General features: G+C 59.4%; 18 protein-coding genes and 2 rRNA genes. 11 read left to right on the forward strand and 9 right to left on the reverse strand.

Annotation, left to right across the window (positions count from 1 at the left end; translation table 11 throughout):
- The 5 genes from CFE47_RS27065 to CFE47_RS27085 all read left to right on the forward strand — a co-directional run.
- A 23S ribosomal RNA gene (locus CFE47_RS27065) occupies window positions 1-297 on the forward strand; the annotation flags it as partial.
- 157 nt (window positions 298-454) lie between these two features.
- Window positions 455-570 (forward strand): 5S ribosomal RNA (gene rrf / locus CFE47_RS27070).
- 152 nt (window positions 571-722) lie between these two features.
- The gene (locus CFE47_RS27075) at window positions 723-1,382 is read left to right on the forward strand and encodes a paraquat-inducible protein A (RefSeq protein ID WP_185708217.1); all 660 of its coding nucleotides are present in this window, start codon (window positions 723-725) and stop codon (window positions 1,380-1,382) included.
- Window positions 1,369-1,992 (forward strand): paraquat-inducible protein A, encoded by a 624-nt coding sequence (locus CFE47_RS27080; RefSeq protein WP_185708218.1) that lies wholly within the window; start codon window positions 1,369-1,371, stop codon window positions 1,990-1,992. Before CFE47_RS27075 ends, CFE47_RS27080 begins: the two co-directional genes overlap by 14 nt.
- Window positions 1,985-4,288 (forward strand): PqiB family protein, encoded by a 2,304-nt coding sequence (locus CFE47_RS27085; RefSeq protein ID WP_286841734.1) that lies wholly within the window; start codon window positions 1,985-1,987, stop codon window positions 4,286-4,288. Before CFE47_RS27080 ends, CFE47_RS27085 begins: the two co-directional genes overlap by 8 nt.
- 168 nt (window positions 4,289-4,456) lie before the next feature.
- Here CFE47_RS27085 and mksF read toward each other — a convergent pair whose 3' ends face one another.
- From mksF to mksB, 3 genes are read right to left on the reverse strand one after another with little or no spacing between them, the layout of a single operon-like run.
- Window positions 4,457-7,297, reverse strand: coding sequence for an Mks condensin complex protein MksF (gene mksF / locus CFE47_RS27090; RefSeq protein ID WP_286841736.1), 2,841 nt, complete (start codon window positions 7,295-7,297; stop codon window positions 4,457-4,459).
- Window positions 7,294-8,001 carry an Mks condensin complex protein MksE gene (gene mksE, locus CFE47_RS27095; RefSeq protein ID WP_286841738.1) on the reverse strand — a complete coding sequence of 236 codons (708 nt, stop codon included), beginning with the start codon at window positions 7,999-8,001 and terminating at the stop codon, window positions 7,294-7,296. The genes mksF and mksE overlap by 4 nt, the downstream gene beginning before the upstream one ends.
- Window positions 7,991-9,268, reverse strand: a complete 1,278-nt coding sequence (gene mksB / locus CFE47_RS27100; protein WP_286841740.1) for an Mks condensin complex protein MksB — start codon at window positions 9,266-9,268, stop codon at window positions 7,991-7,993. The genes mksE and mksB overlap by 11 nt, the downstream gene beginning before the upstream one ends.
- Before the next feature lie 187 nt (window positions 9,269-9,455).
- On the opposite strand from mksB, the gene CFE47_RS27105 reads away from it, so the two are divergent.
- Together CFE47_RS27105 and rimI are read left to right on the forward strand one after the other, a co-directional pair.
- On the forward strand, window positions 9,456-10,202 hold the full coding sequence (locus CFE47_RS27105; protein ID WP_286841831.1) for an energy transducer TonB: 747 nt from the start codon (window positions 9,456-9,458) through the stop codon (window positions 10,200-10,202).
- Window positions 10,195-10,647 (forward strand): ribosomal protein S18-alanine N-acetyltransferase, encoded by a 453-nt coding sequence (rimI, locus tag CFE47_RS27110; protein WP_005784514.1) that lies wholly within the window; start codon window positions 10,195-10,197, stop codon window positions 10,645-10,647. Before CFE47_RS27105 ends, rimI begins: the two co-directional genes overlap by 8 nt.
- A 133-nt stretch (window positions 10,648-10,780) precedes the next feature.
- Here the strand turns inward: rimI and CFE47_RS27115 are convergent, their stop codons facing one another.
- Window positions 10,781-11,185, reverse strand: a complete 405-nt coding sequence (locus CFE47_RS27115; protein ID WP_286841743.1) for a serine kinase/phosphatase — start codon at window positions 11,183-11,185, stop codon at window positions 10,781-10,783.
- Between the two features lie 155 nt (window positions 11,186-11,340).
- On the opposite strand from CFE47_RS27115, the gene can reads away from it, so the two are divergent.
- On the forward strand, window positions 11,341-11,985 hold the full coding sequence (gene can / locus CFE47_RS27120; RefSeq protein ID WP_025856499.1) for a carbonate dehydratase: 645 nt from the start codon (window positions 11,341-11,343) through the stop codon (window positions 11,983-11,985).
- Here can and CFE47_RS27125 read toward each other — a convergent pair.
- The 4 genes from CFE47_RS27125 to CFE47_RS27140 all read right to left on the reverse strand — a co-directional run bounded on the left by CFE47_RS27125 (window position 11,982) and on the right by CFE47_RS27140 (window position 16,052).
- Window positions 11,982-12,506 (reverse strand): SET domain-containing protein, encoded by a 525-nt coding sequence (locus CFE47_RS27125; RefSeq protein ID WP_286841745.1) that lies wholly within the window; start codon window positions 12,504-12,506, stop codon window positions 11,982-11,984. The genes can and CFE47_RS27125 overlap by 4 nt on opposite strands.
- 147 nt (window positions 12,507-12,653) lie before the next feature.
- The gene (locus tag CFE47_RS27130; RefSeq protein WP_286841747.1) at window positions 12,654-13,823 is read right to left on the reverse strand and encodes a hypothetical protein; all 1,170 of its coding nucleotides are present in this window, start codon (window positions 13,821-13,823) and stop codon (window positions 12,654-12,656) included.
- A 122-nt stretch (window positions 13,824-13,945) separates the two neighbouring features.
- Window positions 13,946-15,646: an acid phosphatase gene (locus tag CFE47_RS27135; RefSeq protein WP_286841749.1), complete on the reverse strand. Its 1,701-nt coding sequence runs from the start codon at window positions 15,644-15,646 to the stop codon at window positions 13,946-13,948.
- An 85-nt stretch (window positions 15,647-15,731) separates the two neighbouring features.
- Window positions 15,732-16,052, reverse strand: a complete 321-nt coding sequence (locus tag CFE47_RS27140) for a hypothetical protein (protein ID WP_286841750.1) — start codon at window positions 16,050-16,052, stop codon at window positions 15,732-15,734.
- A 257-nt stretch (window positions 16,053-16,309) separates the two neighbouring features.
- Between CFE47_RS27140 and CFE47_RS27145 the strand changes: the two genes are divergently transcribed.
- Together CFE47_RS27145 and CFE47_RS27150 are read left to right on the forward strand one after the other, a co-directional pair.
- On the forward strand, window positions 16,310-16,600 hold the full coding sequence (locus CFE47_RS27145) for a nucleotidyltransferase family protein (RefSeq protein ID WP_286841752.1): 291 nt from the start codon (window positions 16,310-16,312) through the stop codon (window positions 16,598-16,600).
- Window positions 16,597-16,941: a HepT-like ribonuclease domain-containing protein gene (locus CFE47_RS27150; protein ID WP_286841754.1), complete on the forward strand. Its 345-nt coding sequence runs from the start codon at window positions 16,597-16,599 to the stop codon at window positions 16,939-16,941. Before CFE47_RS27145 ends, CFE47_RS27150 begins: the two co-directional genes overlap by 4 nt.
- Window positions 16,942-16,977: 36 nt before the next feature.
- Here CFE47_RS27150 and CFE47_RS27155 read toward each other — a convergent pair whose 3' ends face one another.
- Window positions 16,978-18,396 carry a short-chain fatty acid transporter gene (locus tag CFE47_RS27155; protein WP_286841756.1) on the reverse strand — a complete coding sequence of 473 codons (1,419 nt, stop codon included), beginning with the start codon at window positions 18,394-18,396 and terminating at the stop codon, window positions 16,978-16,980.
- A gap of 185 nt (window positions 18,397-18,581) precedes the next feature.
- On the opposite strand from CFE47_RS27155, the gene CFE47_RS27160 reads away from it, so the two are divergent.
- The gene (locus CFE47_RS27160) at window positions 18,582-19,871 is read left to right on the forward strand and encodes an MFS transporter (protein WP_286841758.1); all 1,290 of its coding nucleotides are present in this window, start codon (window positions 18,582-18,584) and stop codon (window positions 19,869-19,871) included.

Raw genomic sequence — 19,871 nt, forward strand, 5'->3', positions numbered from 1 at the left:
GTCCCTATCTGCCGTGGACGTTTGAGATTTGAGAGGGGCTGCTCCTAGTACGAGAGGACCGGAGTGGACGAACCTCTGGTGTTCCGGTTGTCACGCCAGTGGCATTGCCGGGTAGCTATGTTCGGAATAGATAACCGCTGAAAGCATCTAAGCGGGAAACTAGCCTCAAGATGAGATCTCACTGGAACCTTGAGTTCCCTGAAGGGCCGTCGAAGACTACGACGTTGATAGGTTGGGTGTGTAAGCGCTGTGAGGCGTTGAGCTAACCAATACTAATTGCCCGTGAGGCTTGACCATATAACACCCAAGCAATTTGCTGACCTGAAAAGGCACCAGATTGCGGTGTGTGAAGACGAAATGAACCGAAAGTTCGACGTTCACAAAACACCGAAAGCTATCACATACCCAATTTGCTGAAGCGAGACCAACAGGTCACGACTCAGTACCCGAATTTCTTGACGACCATAGAGCATTGGAACCACCTGATCCCATCCCGAACTCAGCAGTGAAACGATGCATCGCCGATGGTAGTGTGGGGTTTCCCCATGTGAGAGTAGGTCATCGTCAAGATTAAATTCCAGAACCCCTGATTGCTAACGCAGTCAGGGGTTTTGTTTTGGGCGATCGGAAAGTGGGCTGAGCACCGACAAATTTGCACAGTTATTTCTGAACCAGACCACTAGAATAGGCACCTAATCATTTTTAGAGTCTGAGCCCTATCTATGCCCGATCCGGTTGATGCCATCGAGGTGTCGGATTTACCACTGGATGACCTGGTGGCATGCCATGAGTGCGACTTGCTGATGCGTAAACCAGTGCTCTCCCTAGGCGAAAAAGCCCAATGCCCGCGTTGCGGTTACGAGCTATACGCTCACCGCCACAACGTCGTTGAGCGAAGCCTCGCCTTGGTGCTGGCTGCGCTGCTGTTGTATATCCCTGCGAACTTTTTGCCCATCATGCAGCTCAATCTACTTGGGCAGTCCTCTGAAGACACCGTGTGGAGCGGCGTTGTCGGTCTATTCGATACGGGCATGCAAGGCGTCGCAGCGGTTGTCTTCCTATGCAGTATGGGCATCCCCTTGCTCAAGCTCATCTGCCAATTGGCAGTGCTCCTCAGCATCCGTTGGAACATCGGGCGCAGTTACGGACTGCTGCTGTACCGCATCTACCATCACATGAAGGATTGGGGGATGTTGGAGGTCTACTTGATGGGCGTCTTGGTGGCGATCGTGAAACTCGCTGACATGGCTTCCATCACCATAGGTCTGGGCCTAGTCTGTTTCATCAGCCTCTTAATGGTTCAAGTGTTACTTGAGGTAGTGATGTCACCTCACCAGATCTGGCAAGCGTTGTCAGGGGAGGATGACCATGCGGGCGATTGATGCAGGCATTTTGATTTGTACCGAATGCCATGAGTTGAACAAACAAGATCCCGACAGCGATGAGCAAGTCTGCACGCGTTGCGGCGCATTGATTCATGCCCGCCGCCCCAATAGCCTCACCCGCACTTGGGCGTTGCTGATCACGGCGGCGATTTTGTACATTCCAGCAAACCTGTTACCCATCATGACCATCAACAGCCTTGGCCAGGGTGATCCCAGCACCATCATGGCCGGCGTGATCCAACTGGTGCAGCACGGGATGTACCCCATCGCCGCGGTGGTGTTCATCGCCAGTATCCTGGTGCCGACATTCAAGCTGGTGGGCATTGGTCTGCTACTGTTCTCGGTGCAGCGCCACCAGCCGTTGTCCGCGCAGCAACGCATTGTGATGTACCGCTTTATCGAATTCATTGGCCGCTGGTCCATGCTGGATATCTTCGTGATCGCCATCCTGGTGGCGGTTGTAAACTTTGGGCGACTTGCCAGCGTCGAGGCCAATCTCGGCGCTGCAGCGTTCGCCAGTGTGGTGATCTTGACGATGCTTGCCGCAGTAACTTTCGATCCCCGACTGATTTGGGATAACACGGAGTCGGACGACGACCATGAGTGATTTGCCTAAAGCTAAAACCCGCCCGGCCTCCAATTGGTCGGCCATTTGGGTATTGCCCCTGATTGCCCTGATTATCGGCGGCTGGTTGGGATGGCGCGCCTATACCCAGCAAGGTATCGAGATCCAGGTGCGCTTTGAAAGTGGTGAGGGTATCCAGGTCAACAAGACCGAAGTGGTCTACAAAGGCATGACCGTGGGCAAGGTCAAGGCGCTGGCGTTGGACGACGAAGGCAGTAATCGCGGGGTGATCGCCACCATCGAGATGAACAAGGACGTCGATCAATACCTCAAGACCAACACACGCTTCTGGTTGGTCAAGCCCAGCGTAAGCCTGGCCGGTATCACTGGTCTGGAGACGCTGGTCTCGGGTAACTACATCGCCGCCAGCCCCGGCGATGGCGAGCCCACGCGCAAATTCAAGGCGCTCTCTGAAGAACCACCGTTATCCGACGCCAAGCCCGGCCTGCACCTGACCATCAAGGCCGACCGCCTAGGCTCGCTCAACCGTGGCAGTCCGGTGTTCTACAAACAAATTCAAGTCGGCCAAGTTAAAAGCTACCTGCTCTCCGAAGACCAGAGCACTGTCGAGATCAAGGTCTATATCGAACCGACCTACGCCAGCCTGGTGCGCAAACACACGCGCTTTTGGAACGCTAGCGGCATCAGCATCGACGCCAACCTCTCCGGCGTGAAGGTGCGCAGCGAATCCCTTTCCAGCATTGTCGCCGGTGGTATCGCCTTCGCCACGCCCGAGAACCGCAAGGACAGCCCGCCGACTGACCCGAGCCTGCCTTTCCGCCTCTATGAGGACTTCGATGCCGCGGCGGCCGGCATCAAGGTCAAGGTCAAACTGACTGATTTCGAAGGCCTGCAAGCCGGGCGCACGCCTGTGATGTACAAAGGCATCCAGGTCGGCAGCTTGAAAACCCTGAAGATCGATCCGGACCTGTCCAGCGCCAACGCCGAACTGACGCTCGACCCATTGGCGGAAGACTACCTGGTGCAAGACACCCAGTTCTGGGTGGTCAAACCGTCCATCTCCCTCGCCGGCATCACCGGCCTGGAAGCCTTGGTCAAAGGTAACTACATCGCCATCCGCCCTGGTGACAAAGGCAGTGCGCCCCAACGCGAATTCGTCGCCCGAGCCAAGGCGCCACCGCTGGACCTGCGCTCCCCGGGTCTGCACATGGTGTTGTTCACCGACAACCTCGGCTCCCTGGATGTGGGCAGCCCGATCCTCTACAAACAGGTCAAGGTCGGCTCGGTGCAGAGCTACCAGTTCTCGCGCAAGAACAAGCAACTGGTGATCGGCGTGCACATCGAGAAGGAATACGAAAACCTGGTCAACGGCTCGACGCGCTTCTGGAATGCCAGTGGCGTCACCCTCACGGGTGGCCTCACCGGGGGCATTCAGGTGAAGAGTGAATCCCTGGCCAGCTTGATGGCCGGCGGTATCGCTTTCGAAACGCCTGAGCCAAACGTACCGCTGAAAAAACGCATCCCACGCTTCCGTTTGTTCACCGACCGCGAAGCGGCCAACCAACATGGCACCCTGGTGACCATCAAGGTTGATCGTGCCGACGGCATGCGCCCCGGCACGCCAGTGCGTTTCAAAGGGCTGGACGTGGGCAAGATTGAAAGTGTCGACCTCAGTGCCGATATGCAATCAGTGCTGCTCAGCGCCCGCATCACCCAAGTGGCGGACCGCATTGCACGCGTCGGCAGCCAGTTCTGGGTGGTCAAGCCGGAGCTGGGCCTGATGAAAACCTCGAACCTGGAAACCCTGGTCACCGGCCAGTACATCGAAGTGCAGCCAGCGGTGAAAAACGCCGGTCCGCAAAAGAGCTTCGTGGCACTGGATGAGCCGCCGAAGGCCGTTCATCAGGAGGAAGGCCTGAGCCTGACACTCAGCGCTGCACGCCGCGGCTCGTTGAAGGAAGGTGTGCCGGTGACTTATCGTGAAGTCACCGTCGGTAAAGTCACCGGCTACGAGCTGGGCCAGACGGCTGACCGTGTGCTTATCCACATCCTGATCGAGCCTAAATACGCGCCGCTGGTACGTAGTGGCAGCCGATTCTGGAACACCAGCGGTTTTGGTCTCGACTTCGGCCTGTTCAAAGGCGCGACGGTGCGAACTGAATCCCTGGAGACGTTGGTCGCCGGTGGTATTGCCTTCGCTACCCCCGACGGTGAGCGCATGGGTAATGCCGCACGGCCGCAGCAGACGTTCCCACTGTTTGACAAGTTTGAAGATGAGTGGCTGACCTGGGCGCCCAAGATTCCACTGGGTAAGTAAACCGAGTCGCGCCGTTCGCGAGCAAGCCCGCTCCCACATTAGTCCGCGTATATCCTGGGGAATGCGGTCAAATGTGGGAGCGGGCTTGCTCGCGAAGAGGCCGGAACAGGCAACAAAAAAGGCCCCTGGATTCTCATCCAGGGGCCTTTTGCATTTCAGCCGAAAAAATCAGACCTCATCCAACTCCGGCTCATCCGCCTGCACATTCACCGTCGCCTTCACCACATCATGACGACGAATGTACTTCCAATCCGCCTCATCGATGTAGATCCCGTTCGGCCCGCTGCCGCCTTCCAGGTCGATCGCCACTTGGGCAGACACCTGCGGCTTCACGCTGGCCAGGATCGGCACAAAACCCAGCTGCAAACTGGTTTCCAGCAACGCCGCCTGGTTCTTCTCGTCGATGTCCGCTGCCTCGTCGAGGTAGTACGGCAAACGCACACGCCCGGCTTGGTCGCGGTCCATCAAGTGCAGCAACAAGTACATGTTGGTCAGCGCTTTGATGGTCATAGTGGTGCCGTTGGACGCGGCGCCGTCGATGTCGGTGTGAATCACCGGCTGGCCGTGCACCTTGGTGATCTCGAACGCCAGCTCGAACAAGTCCTTGAGGCCCAACTGGTTATGGTTGGCGGCCACGAGGCGGGCCAGGTATTCCTTGGCCTCTTCGTTCTTGTTGTCCTGTTCGGCGCTTTGGCTGAGGTCGAACACCGACAGGGTTTCGCCTTCTTCATACTGACCGGCACTGTGGATGATCTGGTCGATATGCTTGAGGGCTTCCTTGTTCGGCGCGAGCACGATGCGAAAGCTCTGCAGGTTGGACACCTGGCGCTTGTTGATCTCGCGGTTGAACAAGGCCAGCTGATGCTCAAGGCTGTCGTAGTCGCTGCGGATGTTGCGCAGGGTGCGCGCAATATCGGTCACCGCCGCACGCCGCGCCTTGCCCAAGGTCAGCGCTTCATCGGTACGGTGCGCGTAGGCGTTGATCAGCAGTTGCAGGCGACGCTCAACGTCATCCTCGCTGTCGAACTTGGCCACGCCCTTGAGGCGCACCTGGGCATACAGCGCTTCGATCTGGCCATCAGCGCGCAACAACCCTTGCCAGCTGTCCTGATAGTCATTGAGCAGCGGTAGCAGGTTGTCCATGGAGTCATCGACCGGGTCCATGAACGGCGTGCCGAACGGCAAGTCCGCCGGCAGCAGCTGGCGACGGCGCAGTGCGTCATCCAGCGTGCGTTGCTTGGCTTCCATATCGCCGATCTGACGGCCCACCAGTTGCAGCTTGGCTGACAGCTGCTGGACGCGTTCAGTAAACGCATCACTGGAGCGTTTCAACTCATCCTGGGCCGCTTCCATCTGTGCCAGGTTTTCCAGCTTCTCGCCTTCTTCCGCACTCAGGGTTTGCGCACGACGGAAGTCTTCCAGCGCCTTTTGCGCGTCCAGCACTTGCTGGTACAGCGCTTCGGTCTGGGTCTTGCTCGCCGCACGGTCAGAGGCTACGGCCTGCTGAGTCTTGAGCTGCTTGAGTTCTTTTTCCAGGCGCTCTTTCTGGTCGCGCAATGCTGCGCGATCCGCCAAGGCCTGCAATGCCGGCGGTTCGATGTGGGAGATGTCGATGGACAGCCCTGGCACTTCAAAACGCTCGCCCTTGAAGCCATCGAGGATCTGCTCCAGGGATTTAACCCACTGGCCATCTTCGTCCAGCGTGATGCCATGCTCGCCCAATGGCAGGCTGAACAACGAACTGTTGAACAGACGCATCAGACGCTCGACATCCTGCTGTGAGAATTCTTCCCGCAGTTTGGCGTAGCTGTTGTTATCCGCGTGATCAAGTTGCTGCTTGACCGACTTCAAACGTTTTTCCAGGTCGCGCAAGCGCTCGTCCAAGTCTTCGGCGCTGAACTGTCGCGACTGCGCCAGGGCGCCCGCCAGTTCATCGTGCGCGTCCTTGGCGGCCAGCAGTTGCTGCTCCAGAACCTTCACGTCATCCACCAACGCAAAGCGATGCTTGAGTACCGACAACTCGCCCAACCAACGTTGAATGCCGCTGATTTCCCGCTCCAGGCGCATCAGCTCCTGGGTGCCGCCACGCTGATCGTTCTGCAGTGCGTCCTGCTCATTGCGGTAGTGCTCGGCCTGGATGGTCAGCTCTTCCTTGCGTGCACTGGCGTAGTCCGACCAAGTGCCCAGCAACGAATCGAGCAACGGCGACAGGCGATGCAACTTGCCGCGCAATACGTCGCGCAAACGCACGCCATTGGCCAGCGCTTCAACCAGCGGGCCAGCGGCGACCAGCGAGTTGTAGTCCTGCTCCATGCGTCGTACGTCACGGAAAGCTTCTTCACACGCCGCGATGTAATCCACGCTACCGGAACGCAGGCTGTGTTCGAACGCGTCGAGGAACAACTGCTTGAGTTTGGCCGCGGTGATTTCGCGCATGTGCAGCAGGTTGATAAACAGCGCGCGGAAGGTCTTCAGGCTCTGCTCGCTGGTGGAGCGCAGCGGGATCAACGTCAGGTCCAGCGGGATCGACGTGTGGCCGCCCACCAGCAAACGACGCAGTTCATCCGGCTTGAGTTCGTAGGCTTTCAGGCCTTCGCGCTCCAAGTTGGTGAACAGCTCTTTCTGGCGCAGGCAGGTGTCGTTCTTCTGGTAGTGGGCCAGGTCGAGCTTGCCGGCGTAGGCAAAGAACTGGTGGCCAAAGCCGCCGCCCGGGCCGCGACCAACCACGCCGATCACGTGCGGGCCGTGGGGCAGGGACACTTCCACGAGGATGTAGCTGGTGTCGGTGGCAAAGTAGAAGCGACGCGACTGTTCCAGGGTGTACTTGCCGAAACTCATGTCCGACATGCGCGCCAGAATCGGGAACTGCAAGGCGTTGATCGACGCGGACTTGCCCAGGTTGTTCGCGCCATATACCGACAGCGGCTCTTCCAGCGGGAACAATCCCAGGCTGTAGCCAGCAGTGTTCAATAGGGCGAAGCGGCGGATGCCGTAGCGTTCCTTGCTCATGCGTCGGTCTCCTGTTCTTCGGCAATGGCACGGGCCAGGGCGTCTTCTTCGCTTTCGTCTTCAAAGTCGCTCAAGTCCAGCGGGTCATCGGTCTTCAGCAATTTCTCATCGCTGTCTTCGTCGATGATCACCGGTGCCGGCAGTGGCAACACGCTGTGCACGCTGGCGGCCAAATCGCGGTCCTGCTGTACCGACAGGCACACATCGAGGAAGCGGTGCATGGGCGGCAGGAAGCGGTACACGCCGTTGTCCTCGCTGGCAAAACCCAGTTGGGTCATGCGGCGCATGATCTTTTCTTCGAGTTCTTCCTGGGTCTGCACTTCGGCCTGGATAAATAGGTCGCGGTACTTCTCCAGCAGTGATGGCAGTTCATCGCGGCCCAGGCTACCGCCGTCAAGCACGGCAATCGGGTCGCGGCCTTGATCGGCCAAGTGCTCAACGATGATGAAGGTGAACAACGCCAGGCGCTGGGCCGTCTTGTTCACTTGCGCTGCGGCCACGGCGGTGTCCGGTACGAAGTAGTAGAAGCCCCGCGTATCGCACACCAGTTCAAAACCCAAGGCTTTGAACAATGTGCGGTACTGGTCCTGGAGATTCGACAATTGCGCGTACAGCTCAGGGTCGCGACGGCTGACGTGATAACCCTTGAACAGCTCGCGAAAGATCGGCGCCAGCTGGGACAGTTCGGATAGATCAAGATGCATGAGGGATGCTCGCAGAATTCTCGGCCGCGTCGGAGCTGGCAGGGAGCAGGGCGAAGGAGCGCAGGCTGACCTGATGCTCGTGTGTGTGGTAGTCGCGACGTTCCAGGCGTTCACGCTTGAAGCGTTTTTCGCGGGACAAGCGCGAAAACCAGTACAGCAATTCGTCGGTGGCGCCGTCCGGCTCCTGCTCCAGCAGCCAAGTCATGAGGTCCGGCATCGGCAGCGCATCTTCGCAGCGTTCGAGCATCTCCTTGACCGTGCGCGGCGCACGCTGGGCTTCGCCTTTGTGGGATTTGTGCGCCTTGGGGAAACGTGCCGGTTTCGGCTCGAAATTCGCCAATGCATACACATAAGCTTCCACTTGGCTGGCACTGCCGAGGAAGGTGCTTTGCGGACGGGTAAACATCGGCATTGCGGCCTGTGGCACCGCGTCCAGGCCTTTGCGGCGGATTGCCGACAGGGCCAGCGCCGCGCCACGGGTCACGGCGTTATGCCGGCGCGCTTCTTCACGCAACGGCAACAGCAGTTCGCGGGCATGGCGCAGGGTCAGCTGGGCGCTGGTCTGCATCTCGAGGATGCGCGCGTGGGTGCGCAGCAGCATGTCGTCGTCCACCAGGTGGCCGAGGCGCTGTTGCTCGGTGAGCAGGCGCAGCAGCACGTTTTCCACCTTGCGCACGCCTTGTTCGAAGGCGCCGTCGGCGTTCACCAGTTGGATCATCGGTTCGACGTATTCGTCCCAGGTTGCCAGTACTTCGGCATAACGCTGGCGCAACGGGATCTGCCGGTCGCTGGTCTTGGCGCGGTCGGCCACGGCAGCGAGGGCTTGCTCGTCGTTGGCGAGTTTTTTCAGCACGTCCCGCACGCGCATATCCAGCAGGCGCAGTTGGCGGGCCAGGTCGTGGCCATCACGGATGTCGAAGGCGTCCTGGATATACCCGGCCAGGCGCTCAAGGTGGCGCAGGTAGGCTTCGATTTCCAGGCACAGGCCAAGCCGGTGCTCCTTGCGAAGATAGGCCAGGAAGTCGTGGATCTGTGCGTTGAGCTCGAAACGGTTCGGGCTCTTGGCGACAGGCACCAGGATATCCAGGCGAATCCACACGTCCAACAGGCTGGTGATGTCCTGTGGCGTGCTGTCCAGTTGTTGGGCGGCCAGTTGTGCGCGCAGTTCGCCGAGGCTCAAGGTGCCTTGGTCGAAGTGTTCGCACAGTGGCTCAAGTAAGGCCCAGTGTTCGGCGAGGGCGCGTAGCACGCGCTTGGGTTCGATCATGGGAATGGCCGGTTGGTTGGCGATGAAAAGTCGCGATTGTACTGCATCAGGCGCGGGATTTATCCACAGCCGGTCAGTGCGCAGTGGGCGATTGTTACCGAACAGCGGTAGAATCCCCGCTCTTTAGTTATCCACAAGTGGCCGAGCTGTGCTTATCGAGTCCCGACGTCGCGCTTACTTGACCGCCATGCAGGTGGTCAACTGGCTGCCCCGCACCGAACTGCCGTTTGCCGCACCGTCGCGGCCTGAGCTGCTGGACGCGCTTGAGCCCTATGATGCGTTCGAGCCTTCGGGCGAGGAAGCGGCGGCGCCGGTGGCAGTGGTCAAGACCGAAGCGCCCGTGCGCCCTGTGGTAGAGCGCGCCAAGATCGAAGTGCCGCGCCCGTCGCCGGTGGCCAAGGCTGCCGTGGTTGCCAAAGAGGCGGCCCCGGAGGTCAAAGCCCCGGTCGTCCCGCCGCCGCGCTTTGCCCTGCAGTTGCTGCGTGCCGGGCGCTGCCTGCTGCTGGTGGAATTGCCCACCGGCGAGCGTTTCCAGACCCGCGACCCCGCCTACCTGCTGCTCAAGGACATGCTGCGCGCCGCCGGCCTGCCCGACAGCCCGCAGATCATCGGCGACCCAGTGCGCTGGCCGTTGCTAGTGCGTGGCAACATGGACCAGGGCCCCGAAGCCGCGCGTGATTTTGTGCAAGGTTTTGTCTCGGCGCGCCTGGAAGACGAACCCTGTGTGTGCCTGTGGCTGATCGGCTTGCCCGCCGTGCGTTTTGCCGGCGAAGCCAACGCCGAAGCCTGGTACCGCGAGCTGCAGGTCGAAGGCCTGGGCTCGGTATGGGCCCTGCCGGGCCTGGAATTATTAATGGAAGAGCCACAGCGTAAGGCTGATGTCTGGCAAGCCATGCGCCGGCTGATGGCGCGCTGGAAAACAACTGATGAGTGAGGCTTTATCCTTTCGCCCGATGACCGAGGCCGACCTCGACGCCGTGCTGAAAATCGAATACGCGGCGTTCAGCCACCCTTGGACCCGTGGGATTTTTCTCGATGGGCTGGGCAAGTACCAGATCTGGTTGATGTTCGAGGGCGAGCAACAGGTTGGGCACGGCGTAGTGCAGATCATCCTGGATGAAGCGCACTTGCTGAACATCACCGTCAAGCCGGAAAACCAGGGTCGTGGCTTGGGTCTGGCGCTGCTGGAACACCTGATGTCCCGCGCCTACGCCGCCAGTGCGCGGGAATGCTTCCTGGAAGTGCGTGACAGCAATACCGGTGCGTTTCGCCTGTATGAGCGTTATGGCTTCAATGAAATTGGCCGTCGCCGTGACTACTACCCAGCGGTGGGTGGTCGCGAAGATGCGGTCGTCATGGCCTGCACGCTAGTCGATTGAACACACAGCGCAATGTGAACGCCGATCCCTGTGGGAGCCGGGCTTGCCCGCGATGACGGTGTGTCATTCACCACCGCCATCGCAGGCAAGCCAGCTCCCACAGGGGCAATTTCACAATGCGTTGTGTGGTGTGTCAGCGGTTGCCATCTAACGGGTCAATATCGGCCAATTCCGCCTCATCCAACCCATTCCCGCCGCCAATTTCATCCTCATCAACAATGCTGAGATCATAATCCGCCGGATTATCTTCGCCTTCTTCCCGCGCATCGCGCGCGCCGTCTTCATGGATCAGCGTTTCCGGGCTCAAGTCATCATCAGTCGACTCGTGATCATCCGTCGAAGCGCCGGTGAGCCCTGCTTCACGCACCCGTTCGTCGGGCATCAGATGCTCTCGCTCGCGACGCGGGATCTCATCGCCAATCTCGGCCGTCGGCTCCTGCTCGTCAAAATCCAGCTCGCGCATCGAACCCATGCGGTCTTCGTTGTCATCAATGGGCTCGGGTTCTGTCGCACCATAGGGACGTCGTGATTCAGTCATGGCCAATCCTCATACTGTGGGGCTTATAGTGTGTGGACCGGCTGCGTACCCCAAAGATTCAAGCTAATTAATGCTTGTCTATTCGCAGGCTGGGCGTGACCCGGACGGGCGGTTGTCAGTCACAAAACTGCGCATCATTCCTGAGGCTTTCCCTGATGAACGAATTACAAGACCTGCTAGATAACAACGAACGCTGGGCGGATGCGATCAAACAGGAAGATCCCGAATTCTTCGCCAAGCTCGCCCGCCAGCAAACCCCCGAGTACCTGTGGATCGGCTGCTCCGATGCCCGCGTACCGGCCAACGAGATCGTCGGCATGCTGCCGGGTGATCTGTTCGTGCACCGCAACGTGGCCAACGTGGTGCTGCACACCGACCTCAATTGCCTGTCGGTGATCCAGTACGCGGTGGACGTGCTCAAGGTCAAACACATCCTGGTCACCGGCCACTATGGCTGCGGCGGCGTACGCGCCTCGATGCAGGATCGCCAGTTCGGCCTGATTGACGGCTGGCTGCGCACCATCCGTGACCTTTATTACGAAAACCGCGATGTACTGGCCCAATTGCCGACTGAAGAAGAGCGCGTTGACCGCCTGTGCGAGCTGAACGTGATTCAACAGGTGGCCAACGTCGGCCATACCAGCATTGTGCAAAACGCCTGGCACCGCGGGCAGAGCCTGTCGATCCATGGTTGCATCTATGGCATCAAGGACGGCCGCTGGAAAAGCTTGAACACCACCATCAGTGGCTTCGAGCAATTGCCGCCGCAATACCGCCTGCGTCCGCTGGGCGAAGCTTAACGGTCGTGGTACAGGTGCCACTGGTCCAGGTAGCGCAGGCCCTCTGCGTTTATCTGTTCCAATCGGCCTTTGATCCAGCCCCGGCAATTGCGCGTGCGACATTCGCAGGCAAATTGGCGGGGCAGCACATCCGCTGTGGCGGCGTGATCGATCGTCAATAAAGAGCCCGCCGGGATGCGACACAACGACCACAATTCCAGGTAATCGGCATCCAACAGGGTGTTGGGCTCGCACGAATGACTGATCAGGCCGCAAAACCAACAGTCGAATAAGTGGATGTGCGACGAGATCTGAAAGGTGTGCTGGCGCTGGCTTCTGGTCGCAAAGCCAGACACCTTGCTGATGCGCGTCCTGCTGTCGAACGGCAAGCGCGAGCGAATGCCTGTCGCGCGCCCGCTTTGATCATAGACCGCCTGGAAATCAACGGTTGATGGGTAACCGCGATCAATCGACGTCGTGGCAAAAGGGTAAACACAGACCGCAGCGTCGTGGTTAGCCTTATCCATGGCCTGAGTTTTCATCACTCGTCCTGGTTGGGCTGCATCGACTTGTCGATAGTGTCTTACTGCCAGTCTTGCAGCGGATGGGCCCGTCTAAAGACTCGCTGATGTCAAAACCGATTGCTACTGTCAACTATGACAGTAGCAATCGGTTTTTTTTCGTGGGCGTCAAAGCGCCGGTTCGCTGAGCGAAGCTTCTGGGGCGGGGTTCTTCAGTTGTTTGAGCTGCGTTTTGATGGCCGGCATGGCGCATTTGGCGTTTGCCTGTTCCGGGGTCAGGCTGCGCACCGAGGTGTAGAACAACTCACAAGTCTGTTCCTTGCGCGTGACCTGCCAGGTATTCATGCACGCCTTGAGCAATACATTTGGATCGCTTGCGGGTTTCTGCCCCATCCCGGCCTGCCAGCAGGCGGCGCTCAAGTCCTGGCTCATCACTTTTAAACCGGCCTCATCGGCTTTCTGTTCATTACCGTCGTAGGTTGCGGGGTCAGCGGCGTACCAGATGTAACTCGGGTGGTTGGCGCCCAACACCGAAACAGTCTTGCCATCTTCCGGGCTGATTTGTGCCAGGCCGAGTATGCCAACGGTCTGCCCATAGTGTTGTTTGATCCAACTGCGCACCGGCGCGCCGAACGCAACCATCGGCAATGAACCTTTGGGGTGCAGGCTCAGCTCCTTGACCATGCGTGTCTGGTAGTCGGTGAAGTAGCCGTAGACGTTCTCCAGGTCCTTGCCAGCGTTGGAAGGCGCGGCGATGGGAGCGATATCGATGATGGTCTGGAAGGCCGGTGTTTCGGTGGCCGGAATGCCATTGTCGGTCAGCAGGCTGGCCCAGCGGTCGGTGGTAGCCGATTCCAGGTAATCCTGGGCCTGGGTCAGCGAATAATCCGGCGGGAAGTGCAGCAATTCGATGCTTTTACGGTTCTCCAGCGCCATGCCCAGCGGCAGGAACAGGTACCAGTTATAGGCCCACTTGCCGTCACTGTTGAGTTTGCTCGCGCCTTGGTAGGCCAGGTCGGCGGTGTTCAGCAGCGTGGTCAGCGGCTGGCCATAGCTGTCGGGGACGCCGGTGAAGGTTGCCGTGACCTCGCCATCGTGGCTCTTCACGCTGACCTTGGCACGACTGTAGCCGTCACGTTGCAGGCTCTGGTTCAGATAATGCTCGGCGGTCTGCTCCAGCGTCCATGCTCGAAAGCAGATCACGTTGCAATTATTGGGGAAAGCGAACAACTGGGTGACACGTTGCGTGCTACCCAGGGGGACCTCGATATTGGCCTGTACGACCGCACTGGCCAAAAGTGCGGCCAGGGTGAAGGACAACCTGGTCGGTATAAACATGCTTGGTTCCTTGTCAGCGAAAGCCCGTCTGCGCGGGGTGAAAGCCCACCCCTTCACAGTAGCGTCTGACCAGCGAACCCGCGTGCTAAATCGCCCGGCGTGTCGCTATTGGATAAGAAAACCTACACGTCGAACTGCAAGGCATTGCTCAAGTCGCCCATGGGTTTCTGGCCGCGGGCGGTCATGGCGTCGTCACGCTGCTTGAGACCCTCGAGCTTTTCAAGCTGGAACACGCGGGTGATCAAGCGCAGGATCGACGCGGTGTCGTAGACCGTATGGTCCACTGTCCCTTTGCGCGCAAACGGCGACACCACCAGCGCCGGAATCCGCGTGCCAGGGCCCCAGCGGTCGCCTTTTGGAGGTGCCACATGGTCCCACCAGCCGCCGTTTTCATCGACGGTCACGACCACCACCATGTTTTTCCACTGCGGGCTTTCCTGCAGCACCTTCAAGGCGCGAGCGATATGGCGGTCACCCGAGGCCACGTCGGCATAACCGGCGTGCATGTTCAGGTTGCCCTGCGGTTTGTAGAAGCTCACCGCAGGCAGCTTGCCAGCCTGGGCATTGGCGAAGAATTTATTGGTGCTTGCCTCATCACCCAAGCCGCCATCACGCAGGCGCTTGTCACGCTCAGCGCGGTTCTCCGGGCCCTGTTGTTTGAAATAATTGAACGGCTGGTGGTGGTACTGGAAGTTCGGGATCTTCGGAATACCGCCCGAATCCTTGAACTGGTCCAGGGTGGCCTGCCAAGCGCCAGCGTACCAAGCCCAGTCGACGTTCTTTTTCGACAGCTTGTCGCCGATATGTTCGTGGGTTTGCGGCACCAGCACGTTTGGCAGATCGGGCTTTGAGTAGTCCGGGTTTTCCGGGTCGCGGATCCAGGTCGGCCAGTAGGGCGGGGCCAGGGTGTTCACGCCGTAGCCATCCGGGGTCAGCGCACTGGGGCCGAACTGTGGCGCGCCCGTCATGGCGCTGGCCGGGGATTTTTCCAGTGGTTTGAGGCGTGGGTCGGTAGGGTCATCGCTTTGCAGCGTGGCGATCTGCGCCTTGGCCACCGACTGCGCGGCATTCGGGTAAAACGGCGCGGTGGCGCTGATCAGGTACTGGTGGTTGAGAAACGAGCCACCGAAGGCACCCTGGAAGAAGTTATCGCAGAGCACAAATTCCTTGGCCACATCCCACAGGCGCAGGGAATAACGGCTCTGGGCGTAATAGCCCATCACCAGGCCACCCGAATCCGCCCAGGCCACAAAGTTGTCGTTCTTGCCGCCGTTGATCTGCATCTGGTTCTGATAGAACACGTGCCACAAGTCGCGGGTGACCAGGCTCAAGGGCAGGTCCTCGGCGTTTGGGCCCTTGAGGGCGAACGGCGCGTTGGGCAGGTTTTCCTGGAATTGCACTTCGCTGGGGTACGTCACCCCGTCCACGCTTTGCGGGCCGACTTGCAATACACCGCCCCAGGCCGGAGGCAGGGTGGTCAACAGGCTGCCGTCGCGGTCACGTTGCTGGGCGTCTGCTGCGGAAAGGGCCGACAGCGGTTTCTCAACACCAGGGAAATCCGCGAATAGGTTGTTGAAACTGCGGTTCTCGGCGTAGATCACCACCACGGTTTTGACCTGGTCGTGCAGGGCCTTGTCCAGCTCTTGGGGCGTGAGCGGCCGCGCCACCGGTTTGCCCGGTGTCTCATTGGCATTGCCGCAGGCACTCAAGGTCGCGCCGACCCCCAGCACCGCCGCGCCTCCCAGGAAACGCCGACGGCTGGTATCTACTGGCGCTTGGGCTGCGGAATCGGGAGAAGGGCGGTCTTCGTGCTCATCGGTCATTGCGGGGAGTCCCTGGCGAGGTGTTGCAAGATATTTCGCAGGACGGTAGCAATGCAATGTGACGGAACGAAGACAGCTGTTTGATCTAGAGCAGACGCAGTGCCAAGTGACTGCCTGCACGCAGGTACTCCACCTGGGCCGTGAGGGCATCTTTGACGATTGCCTCGCCCGTATCGGTCAGCTCGGCTTTTTTCGCGTCGATGACGCTGGTCTGCAACAACTGCATGGCGACATCCATCGCTTTTTGGAACGCCTTCACGTTGTTATGCAGGCCAAACTCCTTGATAACGGCGGCCATGCGGCGGTCGGCATCGTCTCGCAACGTGCTGTACTCCACGAACGAGACACGGTCGTCCTTGTAAATGTCAGTGAGCATGTCTTCCAGTGATTTGGACAGGGGCGTCATCGGATCTTCCTCGGTGTGCTGTGGATGGCAATCCGAGTCAGGTTAATCAAAGGTGTTGGTGGGGGGAGTCAGGGGTTGTCGTTGTTTGTGATGAGATAAGCCCACGCGCTCGATCAGAATGAGTGCTTTCACCGGGTCGGCATTTCACATACTCAGATGTTGTAGAAGATCAGGCCGGTGAAGCGATGAGCCACATGTGTCTACAGGCGGCCAGCGCTGCTAGACTGCTTCGATAATGGATATCGCTGAGGTGAACCGTGAAACCCTCGACTGCCCTTGATTTACAACGAACAGCTGTCAGAGAAATCGTGGCTCGTTTTCGAATCTCAAATCCTAGAGTTTTTGGATCTGTCCTGCTGGGTACCGATCAAGAAGGCAGTGATCTGGACCTCTTGGTTGATGCTCCTCCGGGGACGACTCTTTTTGATTTGGGTGGGCTTCAGATCGAGCTTGAGGATTTGCTCGGCGTCAACGTCGACTTACTGACTCCCGCCGATTTACCGTTGAAGTTTCGCGCAAATGTACTGGCAGAGGCTCGGCCTGTATGACGTTGAGCCGGCTCGGGGATTATCTGGATCACATCAGACAGGCTGCCAGTGACGCGATCAGCTTTGTCGAAGGGCTGAGCAAAGATGAGTTTTTGGAAGACAGGCGCACTCAGCAAGCGGTTGTGATGAGTCTGATCATTATTGGTGAAGCATCGACCAAAATCATGGACCTGCACCCGGATTTCACCGCGGTTCATGTTCAGATACCCTGGCGCAGCATGCGTGGGATGCGCAATCGGATCGCACATGGTTACTTTGATATCAACCTCGACGTAGTTTGGGACACCATTCAAAGTGCATTACCCGATTTGCTGAAACGCCTTCCTGATTCTCCTGCATGACGCATCTGCTGTAACAACAGATGCGTCATTTTTTGATTACGGCATCACCGGCGGCAAATACTTCAACGTCGTCCCCAACGCCCACAGCAGGAACAACACCAGCGGCGTGTGCACTAGCAACTGCACAAACGAAAAGCCGATCAAGTCCCGCGCCTTCAACCCCAGTACCCCCAGCAACGGCAGCATATAGAACGGGTTGATCAGGTTCGGCAACGCTTCAGCGGCGTTGTAGATCTGCACCGCCCAGCCCAGGTGGTATTGCAGGTCATTGGCCACTTGCATCACGTACGGCGCTTCGATGATCCACTTACCGCCGCCCGATGGAATAAAGAAGCCCAGCACCGCCGAGTACACGCCCATCAACAGCGCATAAGTGTCGTGGGAGGCGATGGAGGTAAAGAAGGTTGAGATATGGTGCGCCAGCGTCTGGCCGTCGCCGCCCTTGACCACGGTCATCAGCGCGGCAATCGAGCCGTACAGCGGGAACTGGATCAGCACGCCGGTGGTGGTTGGCACCGCACGGGCCACCGCATCGAGGAAGCTGCGCGGGCGCCAGTGCAGCAATGCGCCGACCATGATGAACAGGAAGTTATAGGTGTTCAGCCCCGAGATGGCGCTGATCGCCGGTTTGGTCGAGAACTCGTGGAACAACCAACCGGCCGCCAGCAATGCCAGCAAAATCGTCAGCAGCGGGCTGTGCTCCAGCCATTCACCAGGACGAGTCGGCGCATGGATCTTGGGCAAGTTGAACGCCGGGTCGACGCCACATGCCTTGGCATCACGCGCGCTGTTCGGGCCGGGCGCGGTGGCGTAGGCGATGATCAGCGACACCACAATCAGTGCCAGCAACAGCACGCCCGATTGCCACAGGAAGATCGTGTCGGTGAACGGGATCACCCCGGTGATCGACAGGATCGACGGCGGCAGGCTGGCCGGGTTGGCCTGCAACTGCGCGGCCGACGATGACAACCCCAAGGCCCACACCGCACCGAGGCCCAAATAGGCTGCGGCACCGGCAGCGCGGTAATCCATGCGCAGATCCGTACGACGCGCCAACGCGCGCACCAGCAAACCGCCGAACACCAACGACAGGCCCCAGTTCAGCAAGGAGGCGACCATGGAGATCAACGCCACCCACGCCACGGCGGAGCGGCCGTTCTTGGGGATACGCGCCAGGCGATCAATCAGTTTCACCGCAGGCGGCGAGCTGGCGACCACATAACCGCCGATCACCACAAAGGCCATCTGCATGGTGAACGGGATCAAGCTCCAGAACCCATCACCAAAAGCCTTGGCGGCCTCGGTCGGTGCTGCGCCCATGCCCAGGGTCGCCACGGCGACAATGATCACGGCGAGGGCGGCAAACACCCAGGAGTCAGGAAACCAGCGTTCGGCGAAGTTGGAGCAGCGCAGGGCAAAGCGGGCATAGCGGCTTTCTTCGATAGCATCGGCCACGAGTCATTCCTCTTATAGTTATTAGGGGGCAGGCAGTTTTCCGGCATGTTCCGCTACGCTCCTTGATATGGGAATGCAGTTATCTTCATCGATCCATGAGGAAAACAAATATATCTGTCGCGATTGCCATCATCCTGCTCAGCTCATAACCTGCACGCCATTTTGTTTGTCTGCCGAGCCTCACCATGACTGCCACCTTTTCCCCACAGGCGCAGCGTTTTTCCCGCTCCGACTACAAAACCCTGGGCCTGGCCGCCCTGGGCGGCGCGCTGGAAATCTACGACTTCATCATCTTCGTATTCTTTGCGCTGACCCTCAGCCAACTGTTTTTCCCTCCGGAAATGCCCGAGTGGCTGCGCTTGCTGCAAAGCTTCGGCATCTTCGTCACCGGTTATCTGGCACGCCCATTGGGCGGCATCCTGATGGCGCACTTCGCCGATCACCTTGGGCGCAAGCGCGTATTCAGCCTGAGCATCCTGATGATGGCGTTGCCCTGCCTGCTGATCGGGATCATGCCCACCTACGCGCAAATCGGTTATTTCGCACCGCTGATCCTGCTGGTGCTGCGTGTATTGCAAGGTGCCGCCGTGGGCGGCGAAGTGCCCAGCGCCTGGACCTTCGTCGCCGAGCACGCGCCAAGGAGCCATCGCGGTTACGCGCTGGGTTTCCTACAGGCGGGGCTGACTTTCGGCTACCTGCTCGGCGCAGTGACCGCCACGCTGCTGGCGCAAGTCTTTACGCCTGCCGAGATTCTCGACTACGCCTGGCGCTTGCCTTTCCTGCTGGGCGGCGTGTTCGGCGTGATCGGCGTATGGCTGCGGCGCTGGCTCAGCGAAACCCCGGTGTTCCTCGAAATGCAGGCCCGCCGCCAAGCCGCCGCCGAAATGCCACTGCGCACCGTATTGCGCGACCACCGCGCCGTGCTGCTACCGGCGATGATCCTCACCTGCGTACTCACCTCCGCCGTGGTGGTGCTCGTGGTCATCACCCCGACCATGATGCAAAAAACCTTCGGCATGAGCCCCAGCCACACCTTCGCCTTGAGTGCGCTGGGTATTGTGTTCCTGAATATCGGCTGCGTTCTTGCCGGCCTGCTGGTGGATCGCATCGGTGCTTGGCGCGCAGTGTTGGTCTACAGCCTGTTGCTGCCAGTGGGAATTGCGGTGTTGTACGCCAGCCTGATCAGCGGTGGTATCTGGCTGGGCGCGGCGTATGCCGTGGCGGGCTTGAGTTGTGGGGTGGTGGGCGCGGTGCCGTCGGTGATGGTCGGGTTGTTTCCGGCGCCGGTGCGGGTGTCGGGAATTTCCTTTACCTACAACATTGCGTACGCGCTGTGGGCGAGTACCACGCCACTGCTGTTGATTGCGCTGATGCCGACCAGCCCGTGGATTTGCGTGGGCTATTGCCTGGTGATGGGGGCGGTGGGGGTGATGAGTGTGGCGCTGTTTGGTAAGCGCCACACCTTGGCAGCCTAG

Source organism: Pseudomonas sp. PGPPP1, from assembly GCF_002255865.1.
In the GTDB taxonomy this organism is placed as follows: Bacteria; Pseudomonadota; Gammaproteobacteria; order Pseudomonadales; family Pseudomonadaceae; genus Aquipseudomonas; species Aquipseudomonas cremoris.

Excerpts from the sequence above, each read along its gene's own strand:
- CFE47_RS27130 (WP_286841747.1), bottom strand. The coding sequence starts at position 13,823 with ATGTTTATACCGACCAGGTTGTCCTTCACCCTGGCCGCACTTTTGGCC.
- CFE47_RS27125 (WP_286841745.1), bottom strand. The coding sequence starts at position 12,506 with ATGAAAACTCAGGCCATGGATAAGGCTAACCACGACGCTGCGGTCTGT.
- CFE47_RS27115 (WP_286841743.1), bottom strand. The coding sequence starts at position 11,185 with ATGACTGAATCACGACGTCCCTATGGTGCGACAGAACCCGAGCCCATT.
- CFE47_RS27135 (WP_286841749.1), bottom strand. The coding sequence starts at position 15,646 with ATGACCGATGAGCACGAAGACCGCCCTTCTCCCGATTCCGCAGCCCAA.
- CFE47_RS27085 (WP_286841734.1), top strand. The coding sequence starts at position 1,985 with ATGAGTGATTTGCCTAAAGCTAAAACCCGCCCGGCCTCCAATTGGTCG.
- CFE47_RS27105 (WP_286841831.1), top strand. The coding sequence starts at position 9,456 with ATGCAGGTGGTCAACTGGCTGCCCCGCACCGAACTGCCGTTTGCCGCA.
- CFE47_RS27075 (WP_185708217.1), top strand. The coding sequence starts at position 723 with ATGCCCGATCCGGTTGATGCCATCGAGGTGTCGGATTTACCACTGGAT.
- mksE (WP_286841738.1), bottom strand. The coding sequence starts at position 8,001 with ATGCATCTTGATCTATCCGAACTGTCCCAGCTGGCGCCGATCTTTCGC.
- CFE47_RS27150 (WP_286841754.1), top strand. The coding sequence starts at position 16,597 with ATGACGTTGAGCCGGCTCGGGGATTATCTGGATCACATCAGACAGGCT.
- CFE47_RS27140 (WP_286841750.1), bottom strand. The coding sequence starts at position 16,052 with ATGACGCCCCTGTCCAAATCACTGGAAGACATGCTCACTGACATTTAC.
- CFE47_RS27080 (WP_185708218.1), top strand. The coding sequence starts at position 1,369 with ATGCGGGCGATTGATGCAGGCATTTTGATTTGTACCGAATGCCATGAG.
- rimI (WP_005784514.1), top strand. The coding sequence starts at position 10,195 with ATGAGTGAGGCTTTATCCTTTCGCCCGATGACCGAGGCCGACCTCGAC.
- CFE47_RS27160 (WP_286841758.1), top strand. The coding sequence starts at position 18,582 with ATGACTGCCACCTTTTCCCCACAGGCGCAGCGTTTTTCCCGCTCCGAC.
- can (WP_025856499.1), top strand. The coding sequence starts at position 11,341 with ATGAACGAATTACAAGACCTGCTAGATAACAACGAACGCTGGGCGGAT.
- mksB (WP_286841740.1), bottom strand. The coding sequence starts at position 9,268 with ATGATCGAACCCAAGCGCGTGCTACGCGCCCTCGCCGAACACTGGGCC.
- mksF (WP_286841736.1), bottom strand. The coding sequence starts at position 7,297 with ATGAGCAAGGAACGCTACGGCATCCGCCGCTTCGCCCTATTGAACACT.